The sequence below is a fragment of the Actinospica durhamensis genome (genome assembly GCF_018139695.1).
Lineage (GTDB): Bacteria > Actinomycetota > Actinomycetes > Streptomycetales > Catenulisporaceae > Actinospica > Actinospica durhamensis.
This window is the reverse complement of the sequence record NZ_JAGSOG010000070.1, coordinates 15,494-34,226: the sequence shown is the minus strand read 5'-3', so window position 1 is coordinate 34,226 and position 18,733 is coordinate 15,494. Positions and strand designations below refer to the sequence as shown.

General features: G+C 72.3%; 12 protein-coding genes and 1 pseudogene. 12 read left to right on the top strand and 1 reads right to left on the bottom strand.

Going from position 1 to position 18,733, the window contains the following annotated elements:
- The 5 genes and pseudogenes from KDL01_RS16070 to KDL01_RS16050 form a co-directional block, all read left to right on the top strand.
- Positions 1-1,380, top strand: a pseudogene (locus KDL01_RS16070) (hypothetical protein); the annotation flags it as partial.
- 49 nt (positions 1,381-1,429) lie between these two features.
- Positions 1,430-1,852 (top strand): roadblock/LC7 domain-containing protein, encoded by a 423-nt coding sequence (locus KDL01_RS16065; protein WP_034265643.1) that lies wholly within the window; start codon positions 1,430-1,432, stop codon positions 1,850-1,852.
- A gap of 36 nt (positions 1,853-1,888) precedes the next feature.
- On the top strand, positions 1,889-2,242 hold the full coding sequence (locus KDL01_RS16060; RefSeq protein WP_212529305.1) for a DUF742 domain-containing protein: 354 nt from the start codon (positions 1,889-1,891) through the stop codon (positions 2,240-2,242).
- The gene (locus KDL01_RS16055; protein WP_212529304.1) at positions 2,223-2,825 is read left to right on the top strand and encodes a GTP-binding protein; all 603 of its coding nucleotides are present in this window, start codon (positions 2,223-2,225) and stop codon (positions 2,823-2,825) included. The genes KDL01_RS16060 and KDL01_RS16055 overlap by 20 nt, the downstream gene beginning before the upstream one ends.
- Before the next feature lie 127 nt (positions 2,826-2,952).
- Positions 2,953-4,362, top strand: a complete 1,410-nt coding sequence (locus tag KDL01_RS16050) for a sugar porter family MFS transporter (RefSeq protein ID WP_212529303.1) — start codon at positions 2,953-2,955, stop codon at positions 4,360-4,362.
- Between the two features lie 28 nt (positions 4,363-4,390).
- Here the strand turns inward: KDL01_RS16050 and KDL01_RS16045 are convergent, their stop codons facing one another.
- On the bottom strand, positions 4,391-6,637 hold the full coding sequence (locus KDL01_RS16045; protein ID WP_246576511.1) for a SpoIIE family protein phosphatase: 2,247 nt from the start codon (positions 6,635-6,637) through the stop codon (positions 4,391-4,393).
- 161 nt (positions 6,638-6,798) lie between these two features.
- Between KDL01_RS16045 and KDL01_RS16040 the strand changes: the two genes are divergently transcribed.
- The 7 genes from KDL01_RS16040 (at position 6,799) to KDL01_RS16010 (ending at position 18,668) form a co-directional block, all read left to right on the top strand.
- Positions 6,799-11,295: a HAMP domain-containing protein gene (locus tag KDL01_RS16040; protein WP_246576508.1), complete on the top strand. Its 4,497-nt coding sequence runs from the start codon at positions 6,799-6,801 to the stop codon at positions 11,293-11,295.
- 85 nt (positions 11,296-11,380) lie between these two features.
- The gene (locus KDL01_RS16035; RefSeq protein ID WP_368861579.1) at positions 11,381-12,022 is read left to right on the top strand and encodes a response regulator; all 642 of its coding nucleotides are present in this window, start codon (positions 11,381-11,383) and stop codon (positions 12,020-12,022) included.
- 82 nt (positions 12,023-12,104) lie between these two features.
- On the top strand, positions 12,105-14,666 hold the full coding sequence (locus tag KDL01_RS16030; RefSeq protein ID WP_212529300.1) for a DNA translocase FtsK: 2,562 nt from the start codon (positions 12,105-12,107) through the stop codon (positions 14,664-14,666).
- A 202-nt stretch (positions 14,667-14,868) separates the two neighbouring features.
- Complete coding sequence (locus tag KDL01_RS16025) at positions 14,869-15,927, top strand: helix-turn-helix domain-containing protein (RefSeq protein WP_212529299.1); 1,059 nt, start codon at positions 14,869-14,871, stop codon at positions 15,925-15,927.
- Between the two features lie 136 nt (positions 15,928-16,063).
- Positions 16,064-17,548, top strand: a complete 1,485-nt coding sequence (gene rimO / locus KDL01_RS16020; RefSeq protein ID WP_212529298.1) for a 30S ribosomal protein S12 methylthiotransferase RimO — start codon at positions 16,064-16,066, stop codon at positions 17,546-17,548.
- Positions 17,545-18,177, top strand: a complete 633-nt coding sequence (gene pgsA / locus KDL01_RS16015) for a CDP-diacylglycerol--glycerol-3-phosphate 3-phosphatidyltransferase (protein ID WP_246576507.1) — start codon at positions 17,545-17,547, stop codon at positions 18,175-18,177. The genes rimO and pgsA overlap by 4 nt, the downstream gene beginning before the upstream one ends.
- Positions 18,174-18,668, top strand: a complete 495-nt coding sequence (locus KDL01_RS16010; protein WP_212529297.1) for a CinA family protein — start codon at positions 18,174-18,176, stop codon at positions 18,666-18,668. Before pgsA ends, KDL01_RS16010 begins: the two co-directional genes overlap by 4 nt.
- The last annotated feature ends 65 nt before the right edge of the window (positions 18,669-18,733 follow it).

Here is an 18,733-nt window from a genome sequence, read left to right as displayed (position 1 = left end):
GCCCCGCCGGTCGGCCCGCCGGTCAACCCGTTCGCCGCGCAGCCCGGTTCCCGCGACGACGCCCCGTTCGACTCGCCCTTCGGCGGTCAGGACACGTCGTACGGCTCCGACTCGCCCTTCGGCGCGCCGCAGCAGCCGCAGGCTCCCTCGATGCCGCCGTACGGCGCGCCGCAGGCCCCGGCCGGATTCGGCTCGGAGCCGCAGGCTCCGGCGCCGGGCAACCCGTTCCGGGCCGCCCCGCGCGCCGAGCTCGGCCTCGACGGGTCCGCGCAGGGCCTGCAGCAGCCGGCCCCGCAGCAGCCGCCGTTCCAGCCGCCGCAGCCGCCGGCCGCCCTGCCGCAGCAGCCCGTGCTGCCCCAGCAGATGCCGCCGGCCCCCCCGGTCGCCCCGCCGGCTCAGGCGCCGCGCCCGGCCGAGTCCACCGGACAGCTGCCGCGGATCCGCGACGTGGGCAACACCGGGCAGTTCCCGGTCGTCCCGCCGCAGGGCCCGCCGCCCGCCCAGAAGCGCTCCGGCGACACCGGGCAGTTCCCGGTGGTCCCGCCGCAGGCTCCGGCGCAGCGCCAGGCCCCGGCCCCGCAGCAGCGCCGCTCGGACGACACCGCGCAGTTCCGGCTCACCCCGCAGCCCCAGGCGGACCCGTCAGGCTCCGGCTCGTTCTCGGTGGCCGACCGGCTCTTCGCGGCCGACCCGCTGCCCCCGGCCCCGGTCACCGACGAGCGCCTGCCGATCTTCGAGGCGATGGAGTCCGAGTGGTTCCGCCGCCGCGACGAGGCCAGGGCCCAAGCCCAGGCCGCGGCCCAGCGCCCGTCCGTGCCGCAGGCTCCGCAGGCGCAGGCGGCGCCCGCTCCGGTCGCCGCGCCGGCACCCGCTCCCGCGCCCGCCCCGGCACCGCAGGCCCGACCGGCCGAGCCGCTGGAGCAGGCGCCCGGATTCCCGCCACAGCCGCCCGCCGAGCTGCGCAGCCCGGCCCCGGCACCCGTACCGAACTCCGCAGGAGACAGGCCTATGGAGACCCCCGCGCCGAGTTGGCCATCCTCGTCCGCCCCGGCCGCGGAGGAGGTGCGGGCTCCGGAAGGGGCGCGCGGTGCCTCCGGGGCCTGGTCCTCACCGGGAGACGAGGGCTGGCGGGCGGCGCAGGCCGCGGCCAAGCCGGTCGCGGCCGGCCTCACCCAGAAGGGCCTGCCCAAGCGCGTGCCCAAGTCCAATCTGGTGCCCGGCTCGGCCGGCGGCACCGGGGCGGCCAAGGCCACCCCGCCGCCGATGGCGGCACGCTCGGCCGAAGAGGTGCGCGGACGGCTCTCCAGCTTCCACCGCGGCCTTCGCCAGGGCCGCGACGCCGCCACCGGTCAGGAAAACCCGTCCGAAGGCGAGCGCTGATCGTCGTGGCCAGCACTACTCCAGGCAACCATTTCGAAAGGGCACAACCGTGAGCGAGCTGAGCCAGGCGGCGCAGAACCTCAACTGGCTGATCACCAACTTCGTGGACCGGGTGCCGGGTGTGGCCCACACCGTCGTGGTGTCCTCGGACGGCCTGCTGCTCGCCGTCTCGAACGGCTTCCCGCGGGATCGGGCCGACCAGCTCGCCGCGGTGGCATCCGGCCTTTCCAGCCTGACCACCGGAGCCGCCCGGATCTTCGAGGGCGGCTCGGTCACCCAGACCGTGGTCGAGATGGTGCGCGGCTTCCTGTTCGTCATGGCCATCAGCGACGGGTCGGTGCTCGCGGTGCTGGCCTCCTCGGATTGCGACATGGGTCTGATCGGATACGAGATGGCCCTTCTGGTGGAGCGGGCCGGAGACACGCTCACGCCCGCGCTGCGGGCGGAGCTGCAGAACTCGCTCCCCCGGTAGGCGCACGCCCTATCCCCCGCGTGAAGGACGGTTTCATTGAGCTCAGGACAAGACTCTTCCCCGCTTGTCCGCCCGTACGCCATGACCGGCGGCCGGACGCGGGCGCGCTACCAACTGGCCATCGAGGCGCTGGTGACCACCACGCCTCAGGGCCGCAACGCCGGCTACGGACTCATGCCGGAACACCAGCGGATCTGCGAACTGTGTATCGAGATCAAGTCGCTGGCCGAGATCGCCGCGCTGATGCGGATGCCGCTGGGCGTGGCCCGGGTGATGGTCGGAGACATGGCCGAGTCGGGCCTGATCGCAGTCCAGCAGCCGGGTTCCGCCGAGGGCAAGCCGGACCTCGCGCTTCTGGAAAGGGTGCTCCTTGGACTTCGCAACCTCTAGTGCGGGCTACGCCGCGCCCGCGCCCTCCGGACCGACTACCTCGGTCAAGATCGTCGTGGCGGGCGGGTTCGGAGTCGGCAAGACCACCTTCGTCGGTGCCGTCTCCGAGATCAGCCCGCTGACCACGGAAGCGGTTATGACGGCCGCGAGCGACGGGATCGACGACCTGAGCAAGGTCCCGGACAAGACCACGACCACCGTGGCCATGGACTTCGGCCGTGTATCGCTCGACCGTGAACTGATCCTCTACCTGTTCGGCACACCCGGCCAGAACCGGTTCTGGTTCATGTGGGACGACCTGACCCGGGGCGCGATCGGCGCCGTGGTACTGGTCGACACCCGCCGACTGGCCGACTGCTTCGCCGCGATCGACTACTTCGAGGACGCGGGGCTGCCGTACATCATCGCGGTCAACTGTTTCGACGGCGTGCTCAGCCACGAGATGGACGATGTACGCGAGGCCCTCTCGGTGCAGGCCGACGTGCCGATAGTGACCTGTGACGCCCGTTCGCGGGAGTCGACCAAGCTGACACTGATCCGCCTGGTCGAGCACGCGATGTCGCGCTTCGCCGCGATGCGCTGACCGGCGCCGCACACAGACCTCTCACCCACCCCCGCTCCACCGTCCGGAGCGGGGGTGGGTGACGTCTCGTCACTCCTTCGGCTCGCCCGGGGGGTTTCCCACCCGGTTCGCGGGTTACCTTCCGATCATGGCGATGGGAAAGAGTGTTCATGAAGGTGAAGAACATTTCGGCTACGTGATCTTCATCGCGGCCGCGGCCGCCATGGGTGGATTCCTGTTCGGATACGACAGCTCCGTGATCAACGGAGCGGTCACCGGTATCCAGAAGCACTTCAACGTGGGCTCGAGCGCGACCGGCTTCGCGGTGGCCTCGGCCCTGCTCGGCTCGGCCTTCGGCGCATGGATCGCGGGGTCCATGGCCGACCGGATCGGCCGGGTCAAGGTCATGTTGATCGCCGCGGTCCTCTTCGTGGTCTCCGGCGTCCTATCCGGCCTCGCGTTCTCCATCGTGGACCTGTCGATCTGGCGCATCGTCGGCGGTATCGGCATCGGTATCGCCTCGGTGGTCGCGCCCACCTACATCGCCGAGGTGGCCCCGGCGCAGTACCGCGGCCGGCTCGGCTCGCTCCAGCAGATGGCGATCGTGCTCGGCATCTTCGTCTCCCAGCTGATCAACTACGGCCTGAACGAAGCGGCCAACGGTCAGACCACGAACAACCTCTGGGGATTGCAGGCCTGGCGCTGGATGCTGATCATCGAGGCCTTCCCCGCTGTGCTCTACGGCCTGCTCGCGCTGATGGTGCCGGAGTCGCCGCGCTACCTGATCGCCACGAGGCAGGTCGGCCGGGCCCAGGACGTGCTGCAGAAGGTCGAGGGGGAGGACGTCGACCTCGACGCGCGGATCGCCGAGATCGACCACGTCATCAAGTCCGAACACAAACCCGCGTTCCGCGACCTGCTCGGTTCCAACGGCTTCGTGCTGCCGATCGTGCTGATCGGTATCGGGCTGTCGATCTTCCAGCAGTTCGTGGGTATCAACGTCATCTTCTACTACTCCTCGCTGCTGTGGCAGTCCGTGGGGTACAACGTCTCGAACTCGCTGCTCCTGTCGGTCTCCACCTCGATCGTGAACGTGATCGGCACGGTGGTGGCGATCTCGGTGATCGACCGGGTCGGACGCAAGCCGCTGCTGCTGATCGGCTCGCTCGGCATGACGGTCTCGCTGGCCGTGGTGGCCTTCGCCTTCTCGCACGTGAACAAGTCCACCGCGGTCAGTTCGATCCCGAAGGCCTACGGCACCACCGCCATCGTCGGCGCACACATCTACGTGTTCTTCTTCGCCATGTCCTGGGGCGTGGTCGTGTGGGTGCTGCTCGGCGAGATGTTCCCGAACAAGATCCGCGCGCTCGCGCTCTCGGTCGCCGCGTCCTTCCAGTGGCTGGCCAACTTCGCGGTCTCCCAGTCCTTCCCGACCATGAGCCGCTGGTCGCTCAGCGGCTCGTACATCATCTACGCCTGCATGGCGTTCGTGTCCTTCTTCTTCGTGGTGAAGTTCATCAAGGAGACGAAGGGCAAGGCGCTGGAGGAAATGGGTTAGACACGCCGGAGATATTCGGACTGTCCGACTATGCCGTTCGCCCGCCGCGTGCCGCGCCCTCGTTTCCGGGCGCGGCACGCAGTGCGAGCAGGGCCATGTCGTCGCCCAGCGGGCCGTCGCCGAACTGCTCCACGCCGCGCTGGATCCGCGCGGTGATCCCGGCCGCGGACAGCGTCCGGCAGTCCGCGAGCAGCCGGGCGAGGCCGTCGTCGCCGAGCATCGCGCCGCCCCGGCGCCGCTCCGAGGCCCCGTCGGTGAAGCAGAGCATGGCGTCGCCTGGCCGCAGCGCCACCGAGTCGACGTGGAAGCCGGGGTCGCCCTCGATCACGCCCAGCAGCGGCTGCGAGGATCCCGCGGCCTCCACCCGGCCGTCGGTGCGCAGGATCAGCGGCGGCGGGTGCCCGGCGCAGATCAGCGCGAGGCTGAGCGAGCCGTCCGGCTGCGGCTCGGCCTCGGCGTATATCAAGGTCAGGAAGCGCCCGCGCTCGCCCTCGTCCAGGATGGCCTGGTTCAGCCGGTGCAGCACGGTGGACGGGCGCAGGCCCTCGCGGGCGAGCAGCCGCAGCGAGTGCCGGGCCAGGCCGGTGACCGCGGCCGCCTGCGGGCCGGTGCCGCACACGTCGCCCACGGCCAGGCCCCAGCAGCCGGGGCGGATCTCGAACACGTCGTAGAAGTCGCCGCCCACCAGCGTGTCGTAGCCGATGTCCGGGCCCGCGCCGTCCTGCCCGGCCGGGTGGTAGAACACGGCGATGTCGGCGCCGTCCACGTGCGGGATCTCCGGCGGCAGCAGCGAGGACTGCAGCTGGTGGGCGGTACGGCGCAGCTCGGCGTAGGAGAGCGCGGCGTCGTAGGTGACCGAGATGCGCCGGGCCAGGTCCCAGGCCAGGTCGGCGGCCTCGCGGGTGAGCCGGGAGCCCGGCGCGGTGGCCAGGGCGATGGTGCCGAGCGGGTGGCCGCGGGCCTCGAGCGGGAGCACAAGCAGCTCCCCGGGGCGCAGCGCGGCGTGCTCGGAGTGCGGCCACTGCGAGGCGTCCGTGCCCGGGGCCGGCTCCCCGGCGGCGGCCACGGCCTCGGCCAGCGGGTCGTACCAGTCCTCGTCCGCGTGCCAGACCATGGCGGGGCGGCGCCGGCCGATCTCGTTGCGCCGGTAGATCGCGCACCAGCGGGCCAGCGAGGGCACCAGCAGCTGCGCGGCCAGCGCGAGCGTGCGCTCGGGGTCGAGCGAGCCGGCCAGCAGCTCCCCGGCCTCGGCCAGGAAGGAGAGCGCGGCCCGGCGGCTCTGCCCGGCCTCGGCCAGCCGCGCGGTCTCCACCGTCAGCGCGATCCGCTCGGCCTCCCGGGCCAGCCGCAGCGCGTCGGCCTCCCCGATCCGGTCGGGGCCGTGGTCGGCCACCGCGATCAGGCCGGTGGTGCGCCCGCCCACGGTCAGCGGCGCGGTGGACAGCGAGCGCAGCCCAAGGCCGGCCAGCGCGGACAGCAGAGCGCTGGAGTGCTCCCCGCGTCCGGCCAGGTCCGGGTAGACGGCGGGGACGGCGGACAGGTCGATCCGGCTGGCCGCGCTCGGGGCCTGGGTGACCTGCGGCAGCGATCCGGCCGGGAGTCCGGCGGCGGCGCGCACCCGCAGCGTGCCGGGGGCGTCGTCCTGGGTCAGCAGGATCAGCGCGGTGTCCAGGTCGAACAGGTTCCTGATGTGCTCGGCCACGTTGCGCAGGTGTTCGTCGAGCTCTTCCACGCTGTGCGGGTCCCAGGCGGGCAGCGCGTCGGCCGGGTCGTGCCCGGGCACCGCCGGCGGGGCCGGAACCGCGCCCTCGGCGGCGCGCTCGGGCAGCGGCAGGTCGAACCAGACCTGCTTGCGGGTGCGCGAGTACTGCACGCCCCAGGCGTCGGCCAGATGCGCCGTCAGATACAGGCCCCAGCCGTGCTCGGGGGAGTCCGGGATCGGATGCTCCTGGTCGAACTCGGGCGCGGCGTCCCGACTCGAGGGGGGCCGGGGCGCGGGCAGGGCCTTGCCGGGATGCCGGTCGGCCACCTCGATCCGCACCGCGGCCGGCTCGCCGTCGGGCCCGGGCCGCAGTTCGCAGGTCACCACGGCGCTGGTGCCCGCGTGCACGACCGCGTTGGTGACGAGTTCGCTGGTGAGCAGCAGGATGTCGTCGAGGACGGATTCGACGCCGAGGCCGCCCGTTTTATCCCATTCCGCCAGGGTTTCCCGGACGAACCTGCGCGCGTCGTTGGCCGCGCCGGGGGCGGCGGCGAACTCGGCGACGCGGGTCATGCTCACCGCGGCAGTCTAGAGCCCCGGGCGCACACGGGTATCGAACAGGACGCGTTCACGACGCGAACGCCGCGGAATTCCGTGCGAAACCGGACAGGCACTGGTCGGGACGGGCATACGATACGAGGACGGTGGTTACCGGCAGAGGTGGAGGAGAGGCGATGACGCAGCGCGCGGGCAACGCGGTGGACGCGGGAGTGGACGGGGCCACGGCGGCGGAACTCGCGGAGGCGCTGCGTACCCTGCGGCAGGTGCGTGACGGCGACCTGCGCCGGCGTCTGGACGTGCGCCCGGGCTCGCCGCTGGCTCCGCTGGCGGCGGTGGTCAACGACATCGTGGACCGCGAGCAGGCCCTGCACGCCGAGGTCGGCCGGGTGGCCAAGGCGGTGGGCCGGGACGGGCGGCTGGCCGCGCGGGTGGCGCACGGGCCCGGTGCCGGGTCCTGGCAGCGCACCGCGGACGCGATGAACTCGATGCTGGACGGGCTGGTCCTGCCGATGCAGGAGACCGGCCAGGTGGTGGAGCTGCTCGCCGAGGGCAAGCTGCGCGAGGCCGCGGCCGCCCCGCTGCCGCTCCAGGTGGACGGGCGCTCACTGCGCGGGGACGTGCTGCGCCAGGTACGCGGGGTGAACCGGCTGGCTGCCCAACAGCTGCAGCTGCACGAGGCGATCGACCGGATGAATCGGGCCGGCGCGGGCGCGGGCACCGAGGCCGGCGCGGCCGCCCGGGCCGACGCGGGTACGAACGGCGCGGGCGCCGCGGGCAACGGCGGGCCGCGGGCCGGTCAGTTCCCGGGGGAGTGGTCCATCCTGATCGGCTCGATGGAGCAGACCACCAACCGCTTCGCCGACCAGGTGCACGAGCTGCTGCGGGTGACCACCGCGGTGGCCGACGGCGACCTCTCGCGCAAGGTCGAGGGCCCGGCGGCGGGGGCCATGGCCGAGCTCAAGGCCACCATCAACTCGATGGTCGACCAGCTCTCCGGCTTCGCCTCCGAGGTGATCCGGGTCACCCGCGAGCTCGGCACCGAGGGCCAGCTCGGCGGGCAGGCCGTGGTGCCCGGCGCCGACGGCATCTGGCGCGACCTGACCGACTCGGTCAACTCCGCCGCGCGCAACCTCACCGCGCAGGTGCGCGACATAGCGGGGGTCACCACGGCGGTGGCCGAGGGCGACCTGTCGCAGAAGATCACGGTCGAGGTCTCCGGCGAGATGCTCGAGCTGAAGGAGACCATCAACTCGATGGTGGACCAGCTCTCCACCTTCGCCGACGAGGTCACCCGGGTCGCGCGCGAGGTGGGCACCGAGGGCAAGCTGGGCGGCCAGGCGCTGGTGCCGGGCGTCGGCGGCACGTGGAAGGACCTGACCAACTCGGTCAACTCGATGGCCTCGAACCTGACCAGCCAGGTGCGCAACATCGCCCAGGTCACCACGGCGGTGGCCCGGGGAGATCTGTCAGAGAAGATCGACGTGGACGCCCGCGGCGAGGTGCTCGAGCTCAAGAACACCGTGAACGCGATGGTGGACCAGCTCTCCGCGTTCGCCTCCGAGGTCACCCGGGTTGCCCGCGAGGTGGGCACCGAGGGCCAGCTCGGCGGCCAGGCCAAGGTGCCGGGCGTGGCGGGCGTGTGGCAGGAGCTGACCAGCTCGGTCAACTCGATGGCCTCGAACCTGACCAGCCAGGTGCGCAACATCGCCCTGGTCACCACGGCCGTGGCCAAGGGCGACCTGTCCCAGAAGATCAGCGTGGACGCGCGCGGCGAGATCCTTCAGCTGAAGGAGACCGTCAACACCATGGTGGACCAGCTCTCCGCGTTCGCGGACGAGGTCACCCGGGTCGCGCGCGAGGTGGGTACGGACGGCCAGCTCGGCGGCCAGGCGCACGTGCGCGGGGTGGCCGGGATCTGGAAGGACCTGACCGACACGGTCAACGTCATGGCCTACAACCTCACCAGCCAGGTGCGCGGCATCGCCCAGGTGGCCATCGCGGTGGCCCGGGGAGATCTGTCCGAGAAGATCGACGTGGACGCGCGCGGCGAGGTGCTCGAGCTCAAGAACACCATCAACGCGATGGTGGACCAGCTCTCCGCGTTCGCCGACGAGGTCACCCGGGTCGCGCGCGAGGTGGGCACCGAGGGGCGGCTCGGCGGCCAGGCCAAGGTGCCCGGCGTGGCCGGCACCTGGAAGGACCTGACCGACACCGTCAACGTCATGGCGAACAACCTCACCGGCCAGGTGCGCAACATCGCCATGGTCACCACCGCCGTGGCCCGGGGCGACCTGTCCAAGAAGATCGACGTGGACGTGCGCGGGGAGATCCTCGAGCTCAAGACCACGATCAACACCATGGTCGACCAGCTCTCCGCCTTCGCCTCCGAGGTCACCCGGGTCGCCCGCGAGGTGGGCACCGAGGGCCAGCTCGGCGGCCAGGCCACCGTGCCCGGCGTGGCCGGCACCTGGCAGCGGCTGACCGAGTCGGTCAACCAGCTCGCCGGAAACCTCACCACCCAGGTGCGCGCCATCGCCGAGGTGGCCACCGCGGTCACCCGCGGCGACCTGACCCAGCAGATCGACGTGGACGCGTCCGGGGAGGTGGACGCGCTCAAGGACAACATCAACCAGATGATCGCCAACCTGCGCGAGACCACCCGGCGCAACCAGGACCAGGACTGGCTCAAGGGCAACCTGGCTCGCATCAGCTCCCTGATGCAGGGGCAGCGCGACCCGCTGGCCGTGGCGCAGCTGATCATGGCCGAGCTGACCCCGGTGGTCAACGGCCAGCACGGCGCCTTCTACCTGCTGGAGAACGGCCGGCTGCGGATGCTGGCCGGCTACGGCCGGGTGGCCACCGCCCCGGACGGGGTGGACGTGGCCTTCCGGCTCGGCGACGGGCTGGTGGGCCAGGTGGCCGCGCAGCGCAAGCCCATCCACCTGACCCGGGTCCCGGCCGGCTACCTGCGCATCGGCAGCGGCCTCGGCTCGGCCGACCCGGCCTCGCTGATCGTGCTTCCTGTGCTGTTCGAGAGCCAGGTGCTCGCGGTCATCGAGATCGCCTCGTTCGAGCAGTTCACCGAGATCCAGCTGGCGTTCCTCGACCAGATCATCGAGTCGGTCGGGGTCACGGTGAACACGATCATCGCCAACTCGGTCACCGAGGACCTGCTGGGCAAGTCCCGGCAGCTGACCGCGCAGCTCGAGGAGCGCTCCGAGGAACTCCAGTCCCAGCAGGAGGAACTGCGCCGGTCCAACGCGGAGCTGGCCGAGAAGGCGGCGCTGCTGGCCCGGCAGAACAAGGACATCGAGGTCAAGAACTCCGAGATCGAACAGGCCAGGCAGGCGCTGCAGGAGCGGGCCGACCAGCTGGCGCTGGCGAGCAAGTACAAGAGCGAGTTCCTGGCCAACATGTCGCACGAGCTGCGCACCCCGCTCAACAGCCTGCTGATCCTGGCCCGGCTGCTGGCGGACAACAGCGAGGGCAATCTGACGTCCAAGCAGATCGAGTTCGCCGAGACCATCCACGGCTCCGGATCCGACCTGCTCGGCCTGATCAGCGACATCCTGGACCTGTCCAAGATCGAGGCCGGCCGGATGGACGTGCAGGCCGGCCCGATAGCCCTGTCCTCGCTGGTCGAGTACGTGGAGGCGACGTTCCGCCCGCTCACCGCGGAGAAGGGACTCGACTTCGCCGTGCGGCTCGACCCGCACGCCCCGGCCGAGCTGCACACCGACGAGCAGCGGCTCCAGCAGGTGCTGCGCAACCTGTTGTCCAACGCGGCGAAGTTCACCGGCGAGGGCACGGTGGAGCTGAGCATCTCCGTGTCCGAACAGGTGCACGTGGGCGACGGGGAGCAGCTGGTGGCGCTGCCCAAGGCGGTGGCCTTCGAGGTGGCCGACACCGGGATCGGCATCGCCGAGGAGAAGCTGCGCATCATCTTCGAGGCCTTCGCCCAGGCCGACGGCACGATCAGCCGCAAGTACGCGGGCACCGGCCTCGGCCTGTCCATCAGCCGGGAGATCGCGCACCTGCTCGGCGGCGCCATCACGGTGCAGTCCACGCTCGGGCGCGGCTCGGTCTTCACCCTCTACCTGCCGATGGAGCCGCCGATCCAGGCGATCTCGGTGCCGCGGGTGCGGGTGCCGGAACAGCGCGGGCTGCTCGGGGTGGCCGACGACCGGCCGCACGCGGTGGAAGGGCGCACCCCGGGTTCCGCGACCCGGCCCCGCGGGTTCGGCCTGGACGGCGCCCGCTACAGCGGCCGCTTCGACGGCGAGGTGGTGCTGGTCGTGGACGACGACGTGCGCAACGTCTTCGCCCTCACCAGCGTGCTCGAGCAGCACGGCCTGACGGTGCGTTACGCCGAGAACGGGCTCGAGGGCATCGACATGCTGGAGCGCTCGGACCGGATCGACCTGGTGCTGATGGACATCATGATGCCGGAGATGGACGGCTACACCACGATGCGCGCGATCCGGCGGATGGAGCGCTTCGCCGACCTGCCCATCATCGCGTTGACGGCCAAGGCGATGCAGGGCGACCGGGAGAAGGCCATCGAGGCCGGAGCCTCGGAATACGTGACCAAGCCGGTCGTCACCGGGCAGCTGCTCGATCTGATTCGTCTTTGGCTCACTGCGAGTGACGGCCCGGGGCGGGTACGGTAGAGGCGGCAGTTCCTCGACAGTGTTCGATTGATTGGGCGGCGCCCGGCCTCGGCCGGCCGGCCCGCGGCGGAAGGCGAAGGCGATGGTGACGGAACGGGCGAAGATCCTTCTCGTGGACGACCGCCCGGAGAATCTGGTCGCCCTCGAGGCCGTGCTCGGCGCGCTGGACCAGACGCTGGTGCGGGCCGCCTCGGGCGAGGAGGCCCTCAAGGCCCTGCTGACCGAGGACTTCGCGGTGATCCTGCTGGACGTGCAGATGCCCGGCCTCGACGGCTTCGAGACGGCGGCGCACATCAAGCGGCGCGAGCGCACCAAGGACATCCCGATCATCTTCCTGACCGCGGTGTCCAACGGGCCGCACCACACCTTCCGCGGCTACGCGGCGGGCGCGGTGGACTACCTGGCCAAGCCGTTCGACCCGTGGATCCTGCGGGCGAAGGTGTCCGTGTTCGTGGAGCTGCACCGCAAGAACCTGCTGCTCAAGGAACAGGCCCAGCTGCTCGCCGACCGCCTCGCCGAACGCGACGAGGCCGGGCGCGACGGGCCCCTGCTGGTGGCCGAGCTGGCCGCGCGCCTGGCCGCGGTGGAGGAGAACACCCGGACGCTGGAGAAGCTGGCCGCGGACGGGTCCGGCGAGAGCGTGGCCAAGGCGGAGCTCACGGCCGCGCTCGAGACCCTCGGCAGCCGGCTCGGGCGGCTGCGCTCCGCGCTCGACGCGATGACCTGAGTGGGCCCGGCCGCAGGCCGCACGGCCCCGCGGAGCGTGCGCGCTCCGCGCCTGACCGGTCATCATCCAGTAGTCTCGGAGCATGCCGTCCCCTGCCCCCGCGAAGCGCACGCAGGCGAAGCGTCCGGCCAAGAAGGCGGCCGCCAAGCCGTCGCGCGCCGCGTCCGGCAAGGCCAAGGGCCCGGCTAAGGGCTCTGCGTCCACGCCCACCCTGCGCGGCCCGGTCGACCTGTTCTTCCACGGTCTGACGCTGTTTCTGGCCATGCTCTGGATGGGCGCGGGCCGCGGTATCGGCGCGCTGGTCCGTCGCCGGGGCAAGGCCCCGCGCGGCGCGATGGCCACGGACGGCCCGGTGCGCGCCGACGGCTCGGCCGCGGGCGCGGAGAAGACCGGCCTGCATCCGGACCACCGGCGCGACGGCTGGGGCCTGCTGCTGATCGCGCTCGGCCTCGTCATCGGGGCCGCGGTCTTCCACAAGGTGCCCGGGATCGTGGGCGGCGGCGTCTACGCGTTCTTCGTGGGCGCGATGGGCTGCCTGGCCTGGGTGATCCCGCTGGTGCTGTTCGGGCTGGCGTTCCGGGTCATGCGCCACCCGCACGAGAGCGTCGAGGAGACCGGGCGGATCGCGATCGGGCTGACCTGCCTGAGCCTGGGGATACTCGGCATCACGCATATCGCCCGCGGTGCCCCGACGCCCTCGATGGGGGAGGAGGCCATGCGGCACGGCACCGGCTGGATCGGCTGGTTCGCCTCGGCGCCGCTGTCCGCGGTGCTCACCCAGTGGCTGACCGTCCCGCTGCTGCTGCTCCTGGCCTTCTTCGGCCTGCTGGTGACCACGGCCACCCCGGTCTACCGGATCCCGGACCGGCTGCGCGAGGCCAGGGCGCGGGCGGACCGGATGCTCGACCTCGCCTTCCACGGCCGCCAGCTGCCCGACGACGACCCCCGGCTCGACCAGCGCGACCCGACCGAGCTGCCGGTGGTCGCCGGGCTGCCGCTCGGACCGGCCGATCCGCAGGTCGACCCCGAGCTTCCGCAGGACCCTGACCTCGACGGCGGCGAATCCGAGCCGACGGTGCTGCTCTCCCCGCTGCCGTTGCAGAAGAAGGCCAAGGCCCCGCGGGCCAAGCGGCCCGAGCCGGACGCGCTCCCGATCACCCGGCCCTCCGGCGACGCGGGCGACCTCGCGCTGCCGCCGTCGGAGCTGCTCGCCGCGGGCGCGCCGCTCAAGGCCAGGTCGAAGGCGAACGACGCCGTGGTCGACTCGCTCACCGGGGTCTTCGCCCAGTTCTCGGTGGACGCCAGGGTCACCGGCTTCACCCGCGGCCCGACCGTCACCCGCTACGAGGTGGAGCTCGGCCAGGCGGTGAAGGTGGAGCGGATCACGGCCCTGTCGAAGAACATCGCCTATTCGGTAGCCTCGGCGGACGTGCGCATCCTGTCCCCGATCCCGGGCAAGAGCGCCATAGGGATCGAGATCCCCAACACCGACCGGGAGATGGTCTCGCTCGGCGACATCCTGCGCTCGCCCGACGCGGTGGCCGACGGCCACCCGATGCTGGTCGGGCTCGGCAAGGACGTCGAGGGGCGCGACATCACGGCCAACCTCACCCGTATGCCGCACATCCTGGTGGCCGGCGCCACCGGCGCCGGTAAGAGCACGTGCATCAATACCCTCATCACCTCGGTGCTGATGCGGGCCACCCCGGAGCAGGTGAAGCTGATCCTGGTGGACCCCAAGCGGGTGGAGCTGACCGCGTACGACGGCGTGCCGCACCTGATCGTGCCGATCATCACCTCGCCCAAGAAGGCCGCCGAGGCGCTGCAGTGGGTCGTGCGCGAGATGGAGCTGCGCTACGACGACCTGGCCGAGACCGGGTTCCGCCACCTCGACGACTACAACCGGGCGGTGCGCGCCGGGAAGGTCAAGGCGCCGCTGGGCAGCGACCGCGAGTACCGGGTCTACCCGTACCTGCTGGTGATCGTGGACGAGCTGGCCGACCTGATGATGGTCGCCCCGCGCGACGTCGAGGACTCGATCGTGCGCATCACCCAGCTCGCCCGGGCCGCCGGCATCCACCTGGTGCTGGCCACCCAGCGCCCCAGCGTGGACGTGGTGACCGGCCTGATCAAGGCGAACGTGCCGTCCCGGCTCGCCTTCGCCACCTCCTCGCTGGCCGACTCCCGGGTCATCCTGGACCAGACCGGCGCGGAGAAGCTGGTGGGCAAGGGCGACGCGTTGTTCCTGCCGATGGGCGCGTCCAAGCCGATCCGGCTGCAGGGCGCGTACCTCTCGGACGAGGAGATCACCGGCGTCGTCGCGTTCTGGAAGGAACGCGAGGCCCCGGAGTACCGCACCGACGTGACCGAGGGCGCGGCCGGGCCGAAGAAGCCCGAGGAGGAGATCGGCGACGACCTCGAGCTGCTGGTGGCCGCCGCCGAGCTGATCGTCTCGAGCCAGTTCGGCTCCACCTCGATGCTCCAGCGCAAGCTGCGGGTCGGCTTCGCCAAGGCCGGCCGGCTGATGGATCTGCTCGAGCAGCGCGGCGTGGTGGGGCCGTCCGAGGGTGCCAAGGCCCGCGACGTCCTGGTACGTCCGGAGGACCTGCAGCAGGTCCTCGACGCCCTGAACGCCGAGGCGTGACCTTCCGCTCACCTGCGCGTTAGCCGGTACGGGCCACATGACCAGGCCGCCAAACGGGGGAAACCGCGGTCTGGGAGGGGACGGGTCGCCCCGAACCGGGCACGAACCGGTAAGGCAAGCAGATAAACGGGACCGGAGCCCGTGGCCGGCTCGGCCGGACGAGGCGGGGCGTATCCGGGTACTGATCACGGGAGGCGGCGGTATGACGCAGCAGCAGGACCAGGACGGGCACCGGGCGATCGGGGAACTGTTGCTGCGGGCCCGGATCGATCGCGGGCTGACCGCGCGCCAGGTGGGCGAGGCGACCCGGATGACACCGGAGACGCTGCGCCGAGTGGAGGCGGGCGCCTTCGAGCAGTGCGGCGGGGACATCTACGCCCGCGGCCACATCCGCGCGTACGCCCAGGCCGTCGGCGCCGATCCGGAGCCGCTGCTGGCCATGTACGGCGCGGTGCACCTGCCGCCGCTGACCAAGCGGGACCTGCGCAAGCCGCGCGTCGTCACCCCGCCCGCGCGCCCGGCCAAGCCGCTCGGCTCCGAGCGCAAGGACGTGCGCCAGGCCGCGACCAACCGGGCCCGCGCGGTACTGCCCACGATCGTGCCCGGCGCGGTGCCCTCGCTGGTGCCGATGGTCGGCTCGAACCCGCCGCCGGAGCTGCCCGCGCTCAAGCAGCCGCGCCGGCTGGACTACACCGACGCGGACTCCGGCTCGGCGATGCGCCTGGTCGACCCGGTGGCGGCCGAGGGCGCGGCGCACAACGAGACGCCCGCGGCGTTCATGGGCGGGTCGAAGGAGAAGACGAGGTCCGGGCCGAACTGGTCGCTGGCGCTGCTCGGCGCGGTCGGCGCGGTGGCCCTGGTCGCCGCGGTGCAGCTGTGGCCGGGACACGGCGCCGACGCCGGCGCCGCGACCGCGGCCAGGGCGGCCAAGCCGCAGGCGCAGGTGCTCGTGACCAACAAGCCGGCCGCCGCGCCCCCGATCGCGCCGGCGGTGCTCGCGCCCAAGGCCCCGGTGGACCTGAAGATCACCACCAAGGCCACGGCGGTGTGGGTCGGGGTGACCAACGCGGCCGGGCAGCAGCTGTACTGGGACGTGCTCAACCCGAACCAGACCAAGGAGTTCACCGACGCCTCACGCCTGGACGTGACCCTCGGCGACGCGGCCGGGGTGGCGCTCGAGCTCAACGGCAAGCCGGTGACGGCCGGCGGCGCGGCCGGGCAGGTCGTGACCGCGAGCTTCGGACCGGCCGGGCTGCTGTGAGGCGCCGCCCGGCCCGGATCCGACCTGCCGGGCAGCCGGGTTCACCGCCCGCGCGCGGGCGGTGAACCGGCCTCCTCGGGTCCGCCCATCCGGCGGCGCGCGTTCACCGGAGGGTTTCGCCGGATAGTCTTGTCCTATGCCCAGCTCCACCACACCGCCCGTCACGCTGTCCGACGCCGGCCCGCGCGCGGCGCACAAGGTCGCCCTGATCACGCTCGGCTGCGCCCGCAACGACGTCGACTCCGAAGAGCTGGCCGGCCGGCTCGCGGCCGACGGATTCGAGCTGGTGGACGAGGCCGAGGACGCCGAGATCGCGGTGGTCAACACCTGCGGCTTCGTCGACGCCGCGAAGAAGGACTCGATCGACACCCTGCTGGCCGCCTCCGACCTCAAGGGCCACGGCGCCACCAAGGCCGTGGTCGCGGTCGGCTGCCTGGCCGAGCGCTACGGCAAGCAGCTGGCCGAGGAACTGCCCGAGGCCGACGCCGTGCTCGGCTTCGACTCCTACCGGGACATCGGCGACCGGCTGCGCACCATCCTGGCCGGCGGCCACATCGAGGCGCACACCCCCTCGGACCGGCGCAAGCTGCTCCCGCTCACCCCGGTCGAGCGCCAGGCCGCCGCCCCCGAGACGCCGGTGGCCGAGCTGCCCGAGGGCCTGGCCCCCGCCTCGGGACCGCGCACCCCGCGCCGCCGGCTCGGCGACGGCCCCTCGGCCCCGCTCAAGCTCGCCTCCGGCTGCGACCGGCGCTGCTCGTTCTGCGCGATCCCGGCCTTCCGCGGCGCGTTCCTCTCCCGCCGCCCGGCCGACATCCTGGCCGAGGCCCGCTGGCTGGCCGACCAGGGCGTGCGCGAGATGGTGCTGGTCAGCGAGAACTCCACCTCCTACGGCAAGGACCTGGGCGACCTGCGCCTGCTCGAGACGCTGCTGCCGGAACTGGCCGCGATCGACGGGCTCGAGTGGATCCGGGTGTCCTACCTCCAGCCGGCCGAGCTGCGGCCCAGCCTGGTCACCGCGCTGGCGACCACGCCCAAGGTGGTGCCCTACTTCGACCTGTCCTTCCAGCACTCCGCCCCCGGCGTGCTGCGCCGGATGCGCCGTTTCGGGGACACCGACCGGTTCCTCGAGCTGCTCGGCACCATCCGCGAGCAGGCGCCGCTGGCCGGGGCCAGGTCCAACTTCATCGTCGGATTCCCCGGCGAGACCGACGAGGACTACGCCGAGCTCGAGCGCTTCCTGACCGAGGCCCGGCTGGACGCGATCGGGGTGTTCGGCTATTCCGACGAGGACGGCACCGAGGCCGCCGGGTTCGCCGACAAGCTCGACCAGGACCTGATCGACGAGCGGGCCTCGGCGCTGGCCGACCTGGCCGACGACCTGGTCGCGAGCCGGGCCGCCGAGCGGGTGGGCGAGCCGGTGCGGGTGCTGATCGAGGAGGTCGGCGAGGACTGGGCCGAGGGCCGCGGCGCGCACCAGGGTCCCGAGGTGGACGGCTCGGTGCGGATCGAGGGCGCCGAGTACGCGCTGCGCGTGGGCGACCTGGTGGACGCCGTGGTGGTGGGCAGCGAGGGCGTGGACCTGTACGCCAAGCCCACCGGCGCCGCGACGGGCCGCCGTTGACCACCCCGGCCGAGCGTCGCCTGGAGGCGGACGACGAGGCGTCCGCGCCCGCCCCCAAGCCCCCCGTGCCGCTGTTGAACATCGCCAACATCCTCACCGCGGCCCGGATCGTGCTGGTGCCGGTGTTCGTGGCCGCGCTCATGCACGACGGCGGGCACAGCACGGCCTGGCGGCTGACCGCGGCGGCCGTGTTCTTCCTGGCCTCGGCCACCGACCGGCTCGACGGCGAGCTGGCCCGCAAGCACGACCTGATCACCGACTTCGGCAAGATCGCCGACCCCATCGCGGACAAGGCGCTGATCGGCTCGGCGCTGATCTGCCTGAGCCTGCTGCACGAGCTGTGGTGGTGGGTGACGGTGGTGATCCTGGTGCGCGAGATCGGGATCACGCTGATGCGCTTCTGGGTGATCAGATACGGCGTCATCGCGGCCAGCCCGGGCGGAAAGCTCAAGACCGTGGTGCAGTCGCTGGCGATCTTCCTGTACGTGCTGCCGCTGGCCGGCGTGGCCTGGCTCCAGTGGAGCGCCACGGTCGTGATGGCCGCGGCCCTGCTGTTGACCGTCGGAACCGGGGTGGACTACGTGGCCCGCGCGGTTCGGCTGCGGACCGGAGCGGGCGGCGCCCGGTGAACGAGCAGGACCCCGCCTTCCAGCTGCTCCTGGTGGCCCGCCGGGCCCGGCTCACCGTGGCCGTGGCCGAGTCGCTCACCGGCGGCCGGGTGGCCGCCGCGCTGACCGCGGTGCCCGGGGCCTCCGCGGTCCTGCGCGGCTCGGTCACCGCCTACGCCACCGACCTCAAGGCCAGCGTGCTGGGCGTGGACGCGGCGCTGCTCGGCCGGGTCGGCGCGGTGGACGGCGAGGTGGCCAGGCAGATGGCCGTGGGGGTGCGCCGGGTGTGCGGTGCGGACGTGGGCGTCGCGACCACCGGCGTGGCCGGTCCGGACGAGCAGGACGGGCGGCCGGTGGGCACGGTCTACATCGCGGTGGTCGGCCCCGACCTCGATCACGCGCTGGTGGTTCCGGCCAGGCTGGAGGGCGATCGGGCCGAGATCCAGGCGGCGGCGACCCGGCTGGCCCTGGCGAACGCGGTGGCGCATCTCACATCGTGGGCAGCAGGGTAACGCGTAGACAAAAGATTTCCCGGTCGGCGCATGAACCGGTAGCGTCCGTGGCACGTCTTAGAGTA

Coding starts and splice junctions, on each gene's coding strand:
- KDL01_RS16050 (WP_212529303.1), top strand. CDS start 2,953: ATGGCGATGGGAAAGAGTGTTCATGAAGGTGAAGAACATTTCGGCTAC.
- KDL01_RS16030 (WP_212529300.1), top strand. CDS start 12,105: ATGCCGTCCCCTGCCCCCGCGAAGCGCACGCAGGCGAAGCGTCCGGCC.
- KDL01_RS16025 (WP_212529299.1), top strand. CDS start 14,869: ATGACGCAGCAGCAGGACCAGGACGGGCACCGGGCGATCGGGGAACTG.
- rimO (WP_212529298.1), top strand. CDS start 16,064: ATGCCCAGCTCCACCACACCGCCCGTCACGCTGTCCGACGCCGGCCCG.
- KDL01_RS16045 (WP_246576511.1), bottom strand. CDS start 6,637: ATGACCCGCGTCGCCGAGTTCGCCGCCGCCCCCGGCGCGGCCAACGAC.
- KDL01_RS16040 (WP_246576508.1), top strand. CDS start 6,799: ATGACGCAGCGCGCGGGCAACGCGGTGGACGCGGGAGTGGACGGGGCC.